This window comes from Sulfitobacter sp. PS-8MA, assembly GCF_040933935.1.
Taxonomy (GTDB): Bacteria; Pseudomonadota; Alphaproteobacteria; order Rhodobacterales; family Rhodobacteraceae; genus Sulfitobacter.
On the sequence record NZ_JBFQYJ010000004.1, the window covers coordinates 50,374 to 63,340 of the forward strand.

Consider the following 12,967-nt stretch of genomic DNA (forward strand, 5'->3'; position numbering starts at 1 on the left):
TTGCGCTGTGCTGTTCTGGCGCGCTTCATGTGACGGTCCCTCTTGCCTGCGGCGTGGATTGCCACATTCTCTTGCCTGCCGGGACTGTGCAACGCAAGCGAAAGGGGGGCGCCATGCGGGATGACGAAGACCTGCCGACCTGTCCGCTTTGCCTGCGGTCGATTCCGCCGGAGGTGCCGCAAAGCCTGCACCATCTGATCCCGAAGCTGCGCGGCGGCAAGGGCGGGCCGACCGTGCTCATGCATCACATCTGCCACCGCGAGGTGCACGCCGCCCTGACCGAGACCGAACTGGCGCGGCACTACAACACGCCCGAGGCGCTGCGCAGCCATCCAAGGCTGGCGAAATTCGCCGCCTGGGTGGCGAAACGCCCGCCCGGCTTCCGCTCCAAAGTGCCCGGGGGCACGCGCAAACGTTAGACGGGGTTGCACATCCGTTTGATTCCCTGCGCGATTTCCGGGCTCGCCGCCAACGTGTCGGCGGCCAGCGCCTGCGCATGTTCCTGCAACTCTTCCGCCTCCACGATGCGGTCGATCAGGCCAAAGGCCAGCGCCTCTTCCGCCGTGATCTTCTGCCCGCCCATCAAGATCAGCTTGGTCCGCGCAGGGCCGATCAGCGCCGCCATCCGCGCCGGGTCCGAGGGTTGCGGCAGAAAGCCGAGTTTCATCACCGGATAGAAGAACCTTGCCCCCGGCGCCGCAAGACGCAGATCGCAGGCCAGCGCCATGCCCATGGCGCCGCCGGCCAATGTCCCGTTGAGCGCGGCGATGCTCAGCCCCGGCAGAGCCGCCACCGCGCCCGAAAGCCGCTCCCAGACGTCAGACTTGGCCAGCCCGGCCCGCGCTTCCTCCAGATCGGCGCCGGCAGAAAACACCTTGCCGCGCCCGGTCAGGATCACCACGCGGGCGGCCTGCGCCGCCTCCATGATCTCGGCCAGTTCGACCAGCATCGCATGGGTCAGAGAATTGGCCTTGTCGGGGCGGTTGATCGTGACGGTCCAGACCTCTCCGGCGCGGTCAAGCTCGATCATATCAGGCCCACGGCCTTGCGGATGCCCTCATCGCGCAGGGAAATCTCATCGCCCAGAAAACGATCCGCCTCGGGGCCGCACATCCACAAGAGCGCACGGGCCGGCCAATCGGCGGGGATATGCACGTCCCAATCAAGCTGGCTGACCGGGTTCACGCCACTGTCCTTGATGTCGCGCTGCATGTCGGTGGCCACGGTGCCGGGCGAGAGGCCAATGGCGCGGATGCCCTTGCCGCCCTCTTCGTGGTGCAAACATTGGGTCAGCATATTGGCCGCCGCCTTGGAGGCGCAGTAGTGGCTCCATGCCTCGACCGGACCATGGGCCGCGCCCGAAGAAATCGTCAGGATCGAACCACCGCCCTGGGCCTTCATCACCGGCAGCGCCGCGCGCATACCGTTGAAAACGCCGGTCACATTGATGTCGATCGCCTTGGCCCATTCCGCCGGGTCGGCCTCGCCCAGAGGCGAGATCGGATCGATCACCCCGGCGTTGTTGATCAGCACATCCAGCCCGCCGAAAGCGTCTTGCGTGGCCTCGACCGCCTTGGCCATCTCCCCATAGCGGGTGACATCACAGGGAATGGCGAGCGCCCTCTCGCCCAGCTCGCCCGCCAGTTCCGCCAGCGCCGTCTGGCTCCGCGCCAGCAGGGCCACATTCGCCCCCGCCGCGACAAAAACCCGCGCGGCAGCGGCACCGATGCCCCGGCTGGCCCCGGTGATCATGATTGTCTTGCCCGTCATATCCATCATCGTGATCCTTCTGCCGTCTTGATACATTGCGCCCGGCCTTGTGGTAATCTGCCGATGCGCCGCGGTCCAGTGTTGCGTGGCTTGACCCGCCGCAGAGATTGGCAGACCCTAGGCGCAACCATTTGCCGTAAAGGATTTTTCCGATGTCCCGCCTCCGTTCGCCCTCGCTTCTGCTTGCCATCCCCGCCACGCTGATCACCCAGGCCGCCTGGGCCGATCTGACCCCGGCGCAGGTCTGGGGGGATTGGCGCGACTATATGGAAAACATGGGCTACACGGTGGAGGCCGAAGAGCGCGCGTCGGGCGATACGCTCACCGTCAGCGATGTGACCATGCGGATGCAGATGCCCGAAGACGGTGGCAGTTTTTCCATGTCGATGGGCACGCTGACCTTTGTGCAGCAGGACAATGGCGCGGTTGACATTCGCATGCCGGAAAAGATGCCCATGGCCATCGATGTCGCGCCCGAAGGGCCGGATGACGAACCGGTCTCCATGGTGCTGACCTATGGCCAAAGCGGCCCCCTGCTGACCGCCAGCGGCACGCCGGAGGCGCTGCAATATGACTATGCCGCCGAAACCATCTCGCTCACCCTTGCCGGGCTGAAGATTGGCGAAGAAAGCTATGGCGAGGATCAGGCCAGATTCAGCCTGATCGGCACCGATGTGCGCAGCCGGACCGAGATGAAGGTGGACGACCAGCGCAGCTATGCGCAGACCGGCCAAATCGGAAACCTGCAATATGACGTGCTGATGAACACCCCCGATGACCCGGCCTCGCTCAAGCTCAAGGGCGGGGTCTTGTTGATCGACTTTGAGGCCGGGGGCGATCTGCCGACGCTTGATGACGCCGCCGATATGGCCGCCATGGTGCAGGCGGGCATGGCGATGGACGGCAGCTTTAGCGCCGGGGCGGGCAATGCCGAAGTCGCGGTGTCTGACCCTGAGAACGGCGATTTCGGCCTGACCTCAAGCTCGGCGGGCACGAAGCTGAGCGTCAAGATGGGGCCGGAAGGGCTGCACTACGCCGGCGGTCAGCAAGAGATCGCGGTGGATGTGACCTCCGCCGACATGCCCTTCCCGATCACGTTCAGCATGGCCGAAACCGGTTTCAATCTGAAAGCGCCGCTGCTGGAGTCCGAAGAGCCGCAGGACTTTGCCTTTGGCCTGACGCTGAATGAATTCCAGATGTCCGATATGATTTGGGGCATCTTCGACCCTGCCGGCCATCTGCCGCGCGATCCGGCGAGTCTGGTTGTCGATCTGTCGGGCAAGGCCAAGCTGCTGTTTGACCTGATGGACCCGGAAGCCGCCGCCGCCGAGACCGCCGCCGAGCCAGCTGAAATTCACGCGCTGTCGGTCAATGAACTCTCTCTCGACGCGGCCGGGGCGGCGTTCAACGGGACCGGCGATCTGACCTTTGACAACAGCGATCTTGAAACCGTGCCGGGCTTTCCCAAGCCGGTCGGCGCGCTGGACCTGTCGCTGGTTGGCGGGATCGCCTTGATGGACAAATTGGTCTCTATGGGGCTGCTGCCGCAAGAGCAGGCTCTGGGCGCGCGGATGATGATCGGCCTCTTCACGGTGCCGGCCGGCGGTGAGGATTCCTTGAAGTCGAAGATCGAGTTCACCGAAGAGGGTGCCATTCTCGCCAACGGCCAGCGGGTTAAGTAACCTTGGCTTCAGGGCGGCAGGGGCGGTCGATGCCCCCGCCGCCCCAATTCTGCGCGGCTGCCCTTGCCCCGAGGGGTGCAGGGGGCTACGCCTCTTGCAACCAACCCGGAGCCGTTTCATGTCCAAAGCTCTCGATGCGCTGACCAAATCCCTTTTGCAAGCCGCCACCCGCGCCGGGGCGGATGCTGCCGATGCCATGGCGATCAGCGCAAGTTCGGTCTCCATCGAGGTGCGCGATGGGACCTTGGAACAGGCCGAACGGGCCGAGGGGACGGACATCGGCTTGCGGGTCTTTGTCGGGCGACGGTCGGCCAATGTCTCGGCCTCCGACACCGCGTCGCGCACGATCGAGGAAATGGCCGAACGCGCCGTCGCCATGGCACGCGAAGCGCCCGAAGACCCGAATGCCGGGCTGGCCGAGCCCGATCAACTGGCCCGCGACCGCTCTGCCACCGCGCTGGAACTATACGACCCCAGCCCCGAACCCAGCCCCGAGGCGCTGCAAGACGACGCCGCACGCGCCGAAGCGGCGGCCCTGGCGGTTGCAGGCGTCAGTCAGGTGCAATCGGCGGGGGCGGGCTATGGCGCGCAGCAGATTTATCTGGCCGCGACCAATGGTTTCGAGGGCGGCTATGCCCGCAGCGAACGCGGGCTCTCCTGCGTGGCGATTGCGGGCAGCGGGCTGGGGATGGAGCGGGATTACGACGGCGACAGCCGGATTTTCCAGGCCGATCTGCGCGATGCGGCAGAGATTGGCACCCGCGCGGGCGAACGCGCCTTGGCCCGGCTGGATGCGCGCAAACCGCCCACCGGCAGCTACCCGGTGCTTTTTGATGAGCGTATCGCGGCATCGCTGATCGGGCATCTTCTGGGCGCGATCAACGGGCAGGCGATTGCGCGGGGCGCGTCTTTCCTGCGCGATGCCATGGGCGAGCAGGTGCTGCCCAAGGGCCTGTCGCTGATCGAAGACCCGCACCGCATCCGCGCCACCGGCTCGCGCCCCTTTGATGCTGAAGGTCTGCCCACCAACCGGCGCGCCCTTGTCGAGGACGGCGTCTTGCAGGGCTGGACGCTCGATCTGACCACGGCGCGCAAATTGGGGCTTACGCCCACCGGCAACGCCGCGCGGGGGCCAAGCTCGGGCCCGCAGCCGTCGAATTGGAACATCGCCCTGACCCAGGGCAGCGCCAGCCGCGATGATCTGATCCGCGAGATGGGGACCGGGCTGCTGGTGACCTCGATGATCGGCAGCACGATCAACCCCAACACCGGCGATTACTCGCGCGGGGCTTCGGGGCTTTGGGTCGAGAATGGCGAGATCACCCATGCGATCAACGAATGCACCATCGCGGGCAATCTGCGCGATATGCTGCGCAGCCTGATGCCTGCCAATGACGCGCGGACCCATCTGAGCCGGGTGGTGCCGTCGCTGCTGGTGCCGGGGATGACCCTTGCCGGGGCCTAAAGACGACCTCGACCTGCTGATCGCCGCCGCCCGCGCGGCGGGCGAAGTGGCGCGCGGCTTTGCCGGACCCTCGGCGAAAAGCTGGGACAAGCCGGACAATGCCGGCCCGGTGACCGAGGCCGATCTGGCGGTGAACGACCTGCTGCTGGCGCAATTGCGCGGCGCGCGGCCCGACTATGGCTGGCTGTCCGAGGAAACCGAGGACAACAGCGACCGGCTGGCCCATGACCGCGTCTTCATCATCGACCAGATCGACGGCACCCGCAGCTTTGTCGCCGGAGAGAACACCTGGGCCCATTCCCTGGCCCTGGCCGAGGCGGGGGAGGTGACGGCGGCGGTGGTCTATCTGCCCCTGCGCGACATGCTTTATGCCGCCAGCCGCGGCGGCGGGGCGACGCTGAATGGCACGCCGATCCTCAGCTCGTCCCTGACCGATCTGGCGGCGGCGACCGTTTTGGCGGCCCGGCCGGCGCTGGTGGCGGAACGCTGGCACGGCGGCGCCCCGCCGGTGTTCAAACGCAGCTACCGCCCCTCGCTGGCCTACCGCATGGCGCTGGTGGCGGATGCGTCATTTGATGCGATGATCACCCTGCGCCGCACTTGGGAATGGGACATTGCCGCGGGCACGCTGATCGTCACTGAGGCCGGCGGCCAATGCAGCACGGCCAAGGGCGGGCCGCTGCGGTTCAACAACCCTGATCCGCGTGTCGACGGGATCGTCGCGGGCGGCCCGGCGATCCAAGCGGCCCTGATCGACGCCCTTGCGTGACCGGCCCCATCTGCTAGGCAAAGACAGCAGCACCGCAGCTTTGACAGATCAAAGGACAGCACCATGACCCAACGCCTGCACCTTGTTTTCGGTGGCGAACTTATCGACCCGACCAAGAACGCCTTTAAGAATGTCGATGACATCCATGTGGTCGGCATCTTTCCCGACTACGCCAGCGCCTATGACGCGTGGAAATCCGAAGCGCATCGCACCGTGGACAATGCGCATATGCGCTATTTCATCGCCCATCTGCACCGTCTGCGCGATGAGGAGAAACCCGCCTCCCCCACCGAAGAACTGGGCTAACCCCCCATGGCGGCGCGGTCGCTGGGGCTGACGGCCTATCGCGCGCTTGTGCGGCGCGGCGGTGCGGAGCCTGCCGCCGCCTACCCCGCGCGCCCCGGGGGCGAGCTGGTCTGGTTTCACGCCGCCGAGCCGAGCAATGTGCTGGCGGTGCTGGACCTTGCCAAACGGCTGATGGCAATGCGCGGGCGGCTGTCGGTCTTGGTCACCCTGCCCGACAGCGCCGCGCCCTCAGACCCGCCCCCCTGTGCGACCAGCAATCTGTTCATCACCCGAGTGCCGGGGGAACATCCGGACAATGTCGCGGCGTTTCTGGATCATTGGCAGCCGGATTTCTGCATCTGGACCTGGGGCGGTCTGCGCCCGAACCTTGTGCTGGAAACCGCGGCGCGGGGCTGCCCCATGGTGATGATCGACGCTGACAACAGCGGGTTTGACGGGCGGCGGGATCGCTGGCTGCCGGATGTGACGCGGCGGCTTCTGTCTTCCTTCGAACTGGCCCTCGCCCGCTCCGAAAGCGCGCTGCGCCGGCTGCTGCAACTGGGGCTGCCGCGCAGCCGGGGCGAGGCGACCTCGGCCCTGCTGGCCGGGGGAGAGGTGCTGCCCTGTGCGGATTCGGACCTTGCGGATATGTCGGCCTGTCTCGGCGGGCGTCCGGTCTGGTATGCCAATCAACTCCTGCCCGAAGAGATCCCCGTCGTGCTGGGCGCGCACCGGCAGGCGCTGCGGCTGTCGCACCGGCTTTTGCTGATCCTGCATGCGCATGACTATGCCACGGCCGAACAGGCGGTCCAACGCGCCCGGGCACGCGACTTTACGGTGATCCGATGGGGCGAAGACCCCTACCCTGATGAGACGACCCAGGTGATGGTGGCCGATGACCCGGGCGACCGGGGGCTGTTCTTTCGGGTGGCGCCGGTGTCCTTTCTCGGCTCCTCTTTGGTCGCCGGTCATGGCGGCAGTGACCCGTTTGAGGCCGCCGCCCTTGGCTCTGCCGTGCTCTACGGTCCCAAGGTGCGGCACTATCTGCCGTCCTATGGGCGGCTGGCGACAGCGGGGGCGGCGCGGATCGTGAATGACGCGGGGGCCTTGGGCAATGCGGTGTCGCGGCTGATCGCGCCGGATCAGGCGGCAACCATGGCCCATGCCGGCTGGGATGTGGTCAGCGAAGGCGCGGCTTTGGCGGATCGGGTGATTGATATGGTGCAGGACCGGCTTGATGACATCGCGGGGGCGGCCTGATGCGCGCGCCGGACTTCTGGCACCTGCCCCGGCCCGACTGGCGGGCGCGCCTCTTGCAGCCGCTGGGCGCGCTCTATGCGGCAGCCACCGCACGACGGCTGGCCAAGGCCACGCCGCTGCGGCTTGAGGTGCCGGTGATCTGCGTCGGCAACATCAACGCGGGCGGCACCGGCAAGACCCCCACGGTGATGGCGGTGGTGCAATATCTGCTGGACCGAGGCCAGCGCCCGCATGTCGTCTCGCGCGGCTATGGCGGCACGTTGGAGGGGCCGCTGCGGGTTGATCCTCTGCACCACAGCGCGGGCGAAGTGGGGGACGAGCCGCTGCTGCTGGCGGCCTTTTGCGATGTCTGGGTGGCGCGAGACCGCGCCGCCGGCGCAGAGGCCGCCGTGGCTGCGGGGGCCAGCGTGGTGGTGCTGGACGACGGGTTTCAGAACCCGGCCTTGGCGCAGGATCTGCGCATCGTCGTGGTGGATGCGGTCAAGGGTTTTGGCAATGGGCTCTGCCTGCCTGCCGGACCGCTGCGCGAACCGGTCGCGACCGGATTGGCGCGGGCCGATCTGCTGCTGTCGATCGGGGATGCGGCGGCGCAGACGCGCTTTGCGCAAAGCCTGCCGAAAACAAACCTGCCCCATGCGCAGGCCGAACTCGCCCCTCTGCTAACCGGCATGGATTGGTCGGATTCCCAAGTGCTTGCCTTCGCGGGCATCGGCCATCCCGAGAAATTCTTTGCCACGCTGCGCGGGCTGGGCGCCACGATCCTCCATGCCGAAGCGCTGGAGGATCACCAGCCGCTGACCTCGCGCCTGATGCTGCGGCTGGAGACGGAGGCGGCGATGCGCGGGGCGCAGCTTGTCACCACCGAAAAAGACGCGGTGCGCCTGCCGATGGAGTTCCGCAGCAAGGTGCTGACCCTGCCAGTGCGCCTGTCCCTGCCCGAGGGCAACGCGCTACATGCGGCGCTGGACAGGCTGCCAGCGCCCTAGGCGTCGTTGTCCTCGCCCAGTTTCGGCGCCGGGCGGTGCAGCGACAGATCGGCCCCGGAAAAGGTAAAGGGCGAGCGCAGCCCCGGCACGCCGTCGAGCTCGATCTGCATGCCCCGCGCCACGACCTGCGGATCGGCCATGACATCGGCCATATCGTTGATCGGCCCGGCCGGCACGCCATGCGCCTCGCAGGCCGCCAAGAGATCATCACGGCTGCGCAGACGGGTGGCCCCGGTCAGGCGGCGCATCATCTCGGGCCGGTTGGCGACGCGGTCGGCGTTCTTGAGGTACTCCGGCGCGGTGGCCATGTCATCGAGGCCCAGCAACCGACACAGGCGCTGATATTGCCCGTCATTGCCGGTGGCGATGATGAGATGGCCGTCGGAGCACTCAAACACCTCATAGGGCGTCAGGTTCGGATGCGCGTTGCCCATCCGCGTCGGCGCCTTGCCGGTGGTCAGATAGTTCATCGCCTGATTGCCGGTGATCGCCACGGCGCAATCCAGCAGCGCCATGTCGATATGCTGGCCGACGCCGGTTTGGTGACGCTGATGCACGGCGGCCAGAATCGCGGTGCTGGCATAGACCCCGGTGAAGATATCGGTGATCGCCATGCCGGATTTCTGCGGCTGGCCGTCCGGCTCGCCGGTGATCGACATCAGCCCCGACATGCCTTGAATGATAAAGTCATAGCCTGCGCGATGGGCATAAGGCCCGCTGTGGCCAAAGCCGGTGATCGAGCAATAGATCAGCTTGGGGAACTGCGCAGACAGGCTGGCATAGTCGAGCCCATATTTCGCCAATCCCCCGGTCTTGAAATTCTCGATCAGGATATCCGCATCTGCCAGCAGCTCCTTGACCTTGGCCTGCCCCTCTTCGCTGCGGAAATCGACGGTGACAGAGGCTTTGCCCCGGTTCGTCGAATGAAAGTAAGAGGCGGACACATCCTCGTCGCGGGTGACAAAGGGCGGACCCCATTGGCGGGTATCATCCCCCGCCGGGCTTTCCACCTTGATCACCTCGCAGCCAAGGTCCGACAGTGTCTGACCGGCCCAGGGGCCAGCCAGAACACGTGCCAGTTCGACGACTTTCAGTCCTGCAAGCGGGGCGGTCATTACCCGGCCAGCGCCTCGTCGAGGATTTCCTTCATGTCGGCATAGGACATGTTGGCATGTTTCTCGCCGTCGATGACAAAGCTCGGCGTGCTGGAGATATCATCGCTCTCCGCGTTTTCGGTGTACCATGCCACCAGCGCCTCGGCCTTTGCGCCGTCTTTCAGACATTCATCCAGGGTCTCATTGTCGAGCCCGGCCAGACGACCGATCTTGCGCAGTTCATCGACGATGGCGGCAGGTTCGCCCGCGCGGGTCCATTCGCTTTGCGATTTGTAGATCAGGTCGGTAATGCCAAAGAACTTCTCTTGCCCGCCACAACGCGCCACCATCGACGCCCAGAGACCGTAGCGGTCAAAATAGACTTCGCGGTAGATGAATTTGACCTTGCCGCTGTCGATGTAATCGGCCTTCAGCTTCTTGAAGGTCTCATTGTGGAAAGTCGCACAATGCGGGCAGGTGAAGGACGCATATTCGATCATCGTGATGGGCGCGTTTTCGTCCCCCAGGACCATCTCTGTAATGCCGGAGGTGTCCACCTCGCCCTCGGTTGTTTGCGCGTTCGCGGCACCGACGAAGGGGGTCAGCGCGGTGCTGCCAAGGGGGCCGCTGCCGAAGCTGCTTGCAGCATACCAGCCGCCGAGACCGAGCGTGGCGAGACCGCCAAGGATTACATTTCTGCGGTTCATAGGGTGTTCCTTTGTCTTTTTCGTCAGCTTTAGGTGGTTAGCTTTGGTTCTTGTTCAATACATTCTCGCCCAGACGTGCAAGGGCCGCGCGCAGCCCCTCATCCGCCACCGGCTCTGCGGCAGCGGCGGCCTGACGCTTTAACGCAGGGTCGGGCGCGGGTTTCGCGGCCTTTTCCTTGTGGTCGAAAGCCACCCGCCCTTCGGCGAAACCGGTAGCGGCGGTCTGGGTGATCCGCACCCGCGCGATGGCGTTATAGCCATAGACCGAATTCACCCGTTCGCGCAGTTGCTCCTTTTGCATCTCCAGCATCGGCGCATTGGCCCCGGTCGTGAGCAGCGTAAGCGTGGCGCCGATGCCTTCCTTGCGGCCATAGCTCACCTCGACGGGCCGCGAGATGGCGGCGGTGGCCTCCCCCGCGATCTCGGCCCAATGGGTCAACAGTCGGGATTGCGCAAAACCACGGGTCTCGCTCGCCTTGCGAATCTGCCCCGACAAGAGACTGTCGGTGCGTTTGAACCCTTTTGTACTGGTACGGCGTGGCGGCATGACTATGTTTCCCGAATGTCTCAACCTACATAACAATTTGCCCCTGTGTAACCAGCCCTCAGCGCCCGGAAAGGCCATAAACATTGCGTGAAATCCCCCCTGTCAGCGACCTGCCGCCGATCTTGCTGGACTGGTATGACAGCCATGCCCGCGCCCTGCCCTGGCGGGTGCCGCCCGCCGCGCGCAAGGCCGGCGTGCGGCCCGACCCCTACCGCATCTGGCTGAGCGAGGTCATGTTGCAACAGACCACGGTGGCCACGGTAAAGGACTATTTCGCCCGTTTCACCGCCCGCTGGCCGGATGTGGCGGCGCTGGCGGCGGCAGAGGATGCCGACGTGATGGCCGAATGGGCCGGGCTTGGCTACTACGCCCGCGCCCGCAATCTACTGAAATGCGCGCGGGTGGTGGTGGCGGAACATGGCGGCACCTTCCCCGCCGATCATGACGCGCTGCTGAAGCTGCCGGGGATCGGGCCCTATACGGCGGCGGCGATCTCCTCCATCGCCTTTGACCTGCCGCATGCGGTGCTCGATGGCAATGTCGAGCGGGTGATGGCGCGGGTCTATGATATCCACACCCCCCTGCCCGCTGCGAAGCCCGAGCTGATGGGGCGGGCCGCAGCGCTCACACCGCAGGGCCGTCCGGGCGATTACGCGCAGGCGGTGATGGACCTCGGCGCCACGATCTGCACCCCGAAATCCCCCGCTTGTGGCATCTGCCCGTGGCGCGCCCCCTGCCTTGCGCGGGCAGAAGGCACTGCGGTGGGTCTGCCGAAGAAAACCCCGAAAAAGCCGAAACCGATCCGCCATGGCACCGTCTATCTGGCACAGCGCGCGGATGGCGCGTGGTTGCTGGAAACGCGGCCCGACAAAGGGCTGCTCGGCGGCATGTTGGGCTGGCCCGGCTCGGACTGGGTCGACACGGCCGAGCCGCGCCCCGAAGGCACCCCGCCCCTCGTGGCAGGCTGGCAGCCCCTGCCCGGAGAGGTGCGCCATACTTTCACGCATTTTCACCTGATGCTCACGGTTCAACACGCCCGCGTCGGCCATGCAGCCACACCCGAGACCGGCGAATTTATCGGCCAGAACCAGTTCAGCCCCGGCGATCTGCCCACCGTCATGCGCAAGGCCTTTGACCTGACCCGGTAGCGCGACGTCAGGCTTTGTGGCCTCTACAATCTAAGGTATATCTGGCGCAAACAGCGAGGGAACCCATGGCCAGCCGCATCATCGCCCCGCAAGACCTTGCCCGTCTGAGCCGCGCCCTGCCGTTCTGGCTGTCGCTGTTGCTGATCCCGCTGGCATGGTTCTGCGCCACGCAGGGCGGCTGGACCATCGCGCTGCTGCCGCTGGTGACATGGTATCTGTTTTCGATGCTCGACGCGGTGCTGGGGCTGAACCTCGACAACGCCGATCTGGAGGCGACCGAAGCAGACCTCTACTGGTACCGCCTCGTCACGCTGATCTGGGCACCGCTGCAATTCCTGACCGTCTTTGGCCTGATCTACTACGCCACCCGCGCCGGGCATCTGGGCACGGCAGAGCGGATCTTTCTGTTCTTTGGGGTCGGGGTCATCACCGGCACCATTGGGATCAACTACAGCCATGAGTTGATGCACCAGCGCAACAAGACCGAACGCTTCCTGGCGGACTTTATGCTCGGCATGGTGCTCTATTCGCATTTCCGCTCCGAGCATCTGCTGGTCCATCACCGCCATGTCGGCACCCCGCGCGACACGGTCACGGCGCGCTATAATGAAGGGTTTCACCGTTTCTACCCGCGCGTGCTGCTGGAATCGCTGACCTCGGCCTTTCAGGCCGAAAAGAACATGCTGGCCCGCAAGCGGCTGCCCTGGACCGATCCGCGCAACCCGTTTTTCAAATACTGGGCGCTGCAGGCCGCTTTTCTGCTGCTGGCGCTGCTGCTTGGCGGCTGGAGCGGGCTGGGGCTTTTCCTCATTCAGGCCGGGGTGGCGATCTGGCAGTTGGAGCTGGTCAACTACATCGAACATTACGGGCTGACGCGCAAACATCTGGGCGGTGGCAAATATGAGCACGTCCAGCCGCGGCATTCATGGAACGCGGCGCATCGGGCGTCGAACTGGTTGCTGATCAACCTGCAACGCCATTCCGATCACCACTATAAACCCGATCGGCGTTTCCCCGTGCTGCAAACCTATGGCGCCAAGGACGCGCCGCAGCTGCCCTATGGCTATCCGGTGATGACCATGGCGGCGATGGTGCCGCCGCTTTGGCGGCGCATCATGAACCCCCGCGTGCGCAAATGGCGCGAGACCTATTACCCCGAGATCACCGACTGGAAGCCCTATAACAAGGCCAGCAATCCCCCGCCGCGCCTGTGATCCGCGCAACGCTCTGTTAAACCTTCCCTGTCATACCTTG

Annotated in this window: 14 protein-coding genes; 9 read left to right on the forward strand and 5 right to left on the reverse strand. The window is 65.5% G+C overall.

What is annotated here, in order from left to right:
* Positions 1-113: 113 nt before the first annotated feature.
* Positions 114-419 (forward strand): HNH endonuclease, encoded by a 306-nt coding sequence (locus tag AB4M76_RS02050; protein WP_368440146.1) that lies wholly within the window; start codon positions 114-116, stop codon positions 417-419.
* Here AB4M76_RS02050 and AB4M76_RS02055 read toward each other — a convergent pair.
* Positions 416-1,030, reverse strand: a complete 615-nt coding sequence (locus tag AB4M76_RS02055) for an enoyl-CoA hydratase/isomerase family protein (RefSeq protein ID WP_368440147.1) — start codon at positions 1,028-1,030, stop codon at positions 416-418. The genes AB4M76_RS02050 and AB4M76_RS02055 overlap by 4 nt on opposite strands.
* On the reverse strand, positions 1,027-1,776 hold the full coding sequence (locus tag AB4M76_RS02060) for an SDR family oxidoreductase (RefSeq protein ID WP_368440328.1): 750 nt from the start codon (positions 1,774-1,776) through the stop codon (positions 1,027-1,029). Before AB4M76_RS02060 ends, AB4M76_RS02055 begins: the two co-directional genes overlap by 4 nt.
* A 146-nt stretch (positions 1,777-1,922) precedes the next feature.
* Here AB4M76_RS02060 and AB4M76_RS02065 point away from each other — a divergent pair, with 146 nt between their 5' ends.
* From AB4M76_RS02065 to lpxK, 6 genes are all read left to right on the forward strand, one after another.
* A complete protein-coding gene (locus AB4M76_RS02065) occupies positions 1,923-3,452 on the forward strand; it encodes a DUF2125 domain-containing protein (protein ID WP_368440148.1) in 1,530 nt (509 codons plus the stop codon).
* 118 nt (positions 3,453-3,570) lie between these two features.
* Positions 3,571-4,917: a TldD/PmbA family protein gene (locus tag AB4M76_RS02070; protein WP_368440149.1), complete on the forward strand. Its 1,347-nt coding sequence runs from the start codon at positions 3,571-3,573 to the stop codon at positions 4,915-4,917.
* Positions 4,904-5,686, forward strand: coding sequence for a 3'(2'),5'-bisphosphate nucleotidase CysQ (locus AB4M76_RS02075; RefSeq protein ID WP_368440150.1), 783 nt, complete (start codon positions 4,904-4,906; stop codon positions 5,684-5,686). The genes AB4M76_RS02070 and AB4M76_RS02075 overlap by 14 nt, the downstream gene beginning before the upstream one ends.
* A 63-nt stretch (positions 5,687-5,749) precedes the next feature.
* On the forward strand, positions 5,750-5,992 hold the full coding sequence (locus tag AB4M76_RS02080; protein WP_368440151.1) for a DUF4170 domain-containing protein: 243 nt from the start codon (positions 5,750-5,752) through the stop codon (positions 5,990-5,992).
* Positions 5,993-5,998: 6 nt separating this feature from the next.
* Entirely contained in the window at positions 5,999-7,231 is a 1,233-nt protein-coding gene (locus AB4M76_RS02085; protein ID WP_368440152.1) for a 3-deoxy-D-manno-octulosonic acid transferase, read from the forward strand.
* Positions 7,231-8,217: a tetraacyldisaccharide 4'-kinase gene (gene lpxK, locus AB4M76_RS02090; RefSeq protein WP_368440153.1), complete on the forward strand. Its 987-nt coding sequence runs from the start codon at positions 7,231-7,233 to the stop codon at positions 8,215-8,217. The genes AB4M76_RS02085 and lpxK overlap by 1 nt, the downstream gene beginning before the upstream one ends.
* Here lpxK and AB4M76_RS02095 read toward each other — a convergent pair.
* Genes AB4M76_RS02095 through AB4M76_RS02105 form a run of 3 tightly spaced genes read right to left on the reverse strand, consistent with a single transcriptional unit; the run spans position 8,214 to position 10,565 of the window.
* Positions 8,214-9,332 (reverse strand): CaiB/BaiF CoA transferase family protein, encoded by a 1,119-nt coding sequence (locus AB4M76_RS02095; protein WP_368440154.1) that lies wholly within the window; start codon positions 9,330-9,332, stop codon positions 8,214-8,216. The genes lpxK and AB4M76_RS02095 overlap by 4 nt on opposite strands.
* Positions 9,332-10,018: a DsbA family protein gene (locus tag AB4M76_RS02100; RefSeq protein ID WP_368440155.1), complete on the reverse strand. Its 687-nt coding sequence runs from the start codon at positions 10,016-10,018 to the stop codon at positions 9,332-9,334. Before AB4M76_RS02100 ends, AB4M76_RS02095 begins: the two co-directional genes overlap by 1 nt.
* Positions 10,019-10,055: 37 nt before the next feature.
* Entirely contained in the window at positions 10,056-10,565 is a 510-nt protein-coding gene (locus tag AB4M76_RS02105; protein WP_368440156.1) for a DUF721 domain-containing protein, read from the reverse strand.
* Positions 10,566-10,648: 83 nt separating this feature from the next.
* On the opposite strand from AB4M76_RS02105, the gene AB4M76_RS02110 reads away from it, so the two are divergent.
* On the forward strand, positions 10,649-11,713 hold the full coding sequence (locus AB4M76_RS02110; RefSeq protein ID WP_368440157.1) for an A/G-specific adenine glycosylase: 1,065 nt from the start codon (positions 10,649-10,651) through the stop codon (positions 11,711-11,713).
* 65 nt (positions 11,714-11,778) lie between these two features.
* Positions 11,779-12,927 (forward strand): alkane 1-monooxygenase, encoded by a 1,149-nt coding sequence (locus tag AB4M76_RS02115; RefSeq protein WP_368440158.1) that lies wholly within the window; start codon positions 11,779-11,781, stop codon positions 12,925-12,927.
* Positions 12,928-12,967: the final 40 nt, after the last annotated feature.

What these genes read in the sequence shown, in the direction of transcription:
- AB4M76_RS02085 (WP_368440152.1), top strand. Translation starts at nt 5,999, where the DNA reads ATGGCGGCGCGGTCGCTGGGGCTGACGGCCTATCGCGCGCTTGTGCGG.
- AB4M76_RS02100 (WP_368440155.1), bottom strand. Translation starts at nt 10,018, where the DNA reads ATGAACCGCAGAAATGTAATCCTTGGCGGTCTCGCCACGCTCGGTCTC.
- AB4M76_RS02105 (WP_368440156.1), bottom strand. Translation starts at nt 10,565, where the DNA reads ATGCCGCCACGCCGTACCAGTACAAAAGGGTTCAAACGCACCGACAGT.
- lpxK (WP_368440153.1), top strand. Translation starts at nt 7,231, where the DNA reads ATGCGCGCGCCGGACTTCTGGCACCTGCCCCGGCCCGACTGGCGGGCG.
- AB4M76_RS02115 (WP_368440158.1), top strand. Translation starts at nt 11,779, where the DNA reads ATGGCCAGCCGCATCATCGCCCCGCAAGACCTTGCCCGTCTGAGCCGC.
- AB4M76_RS02055 (WP_368440147.1), bottom strand. Translation starts at nt 1,030, where the DNA reads ATGATCGAGCTTGACCGCGCCGGAGAGGTCTGGACCGTCACGATCAAC.
- AB4M76_RS02095 (WP_368440154.1), bottom strand. Translation starts at nt 9,332, where the DNA reads ATGACCGCCCCGCTTGCAGGACTGAAAGTCGTCGAACTGGCACGTGTT.
- AB4M76_RS02065 (WP_368440148.1), top strand. Translation starts at nt 1,923, where the DNA reads ATGTCCCGCCTCCGTTCGCCCTCGCTTCTGCTTGCCATCCCCGCCACG.
- AB4M76_RS02070 (WP_368440149.1), top strand. Translation starts at nt 3,571, where the DNA reads ATGTCCAAAGCTCTCGATGCGCTGACCAAATCCCTTTTGCAAGCCGCC.
- AB4M76_RS02080 (WP_368440151.1), top strand. Translation starts at nt 5,750, where the DNA reads ATGACCCAACGCCTGCACCTTGTTTTCGGTGGCGAACTTATCGACCCG.
- AB4M76_RS02060 (WP_368440328.1), bottom strand. Translation starts at nt 1,776, where the DNA reads ATGGATATGACGGGCAAGACAATCATGATCACCGGGGCCAGCCGGGGC.
- AB4M76_RS02050 (WP_368440146.1), top strand. Translation starts at nt 114, where the DNA reads ATGCGGGATGACGAAGACCTGCCGACCTGTCCGCTTTGCCTGCGGTCG.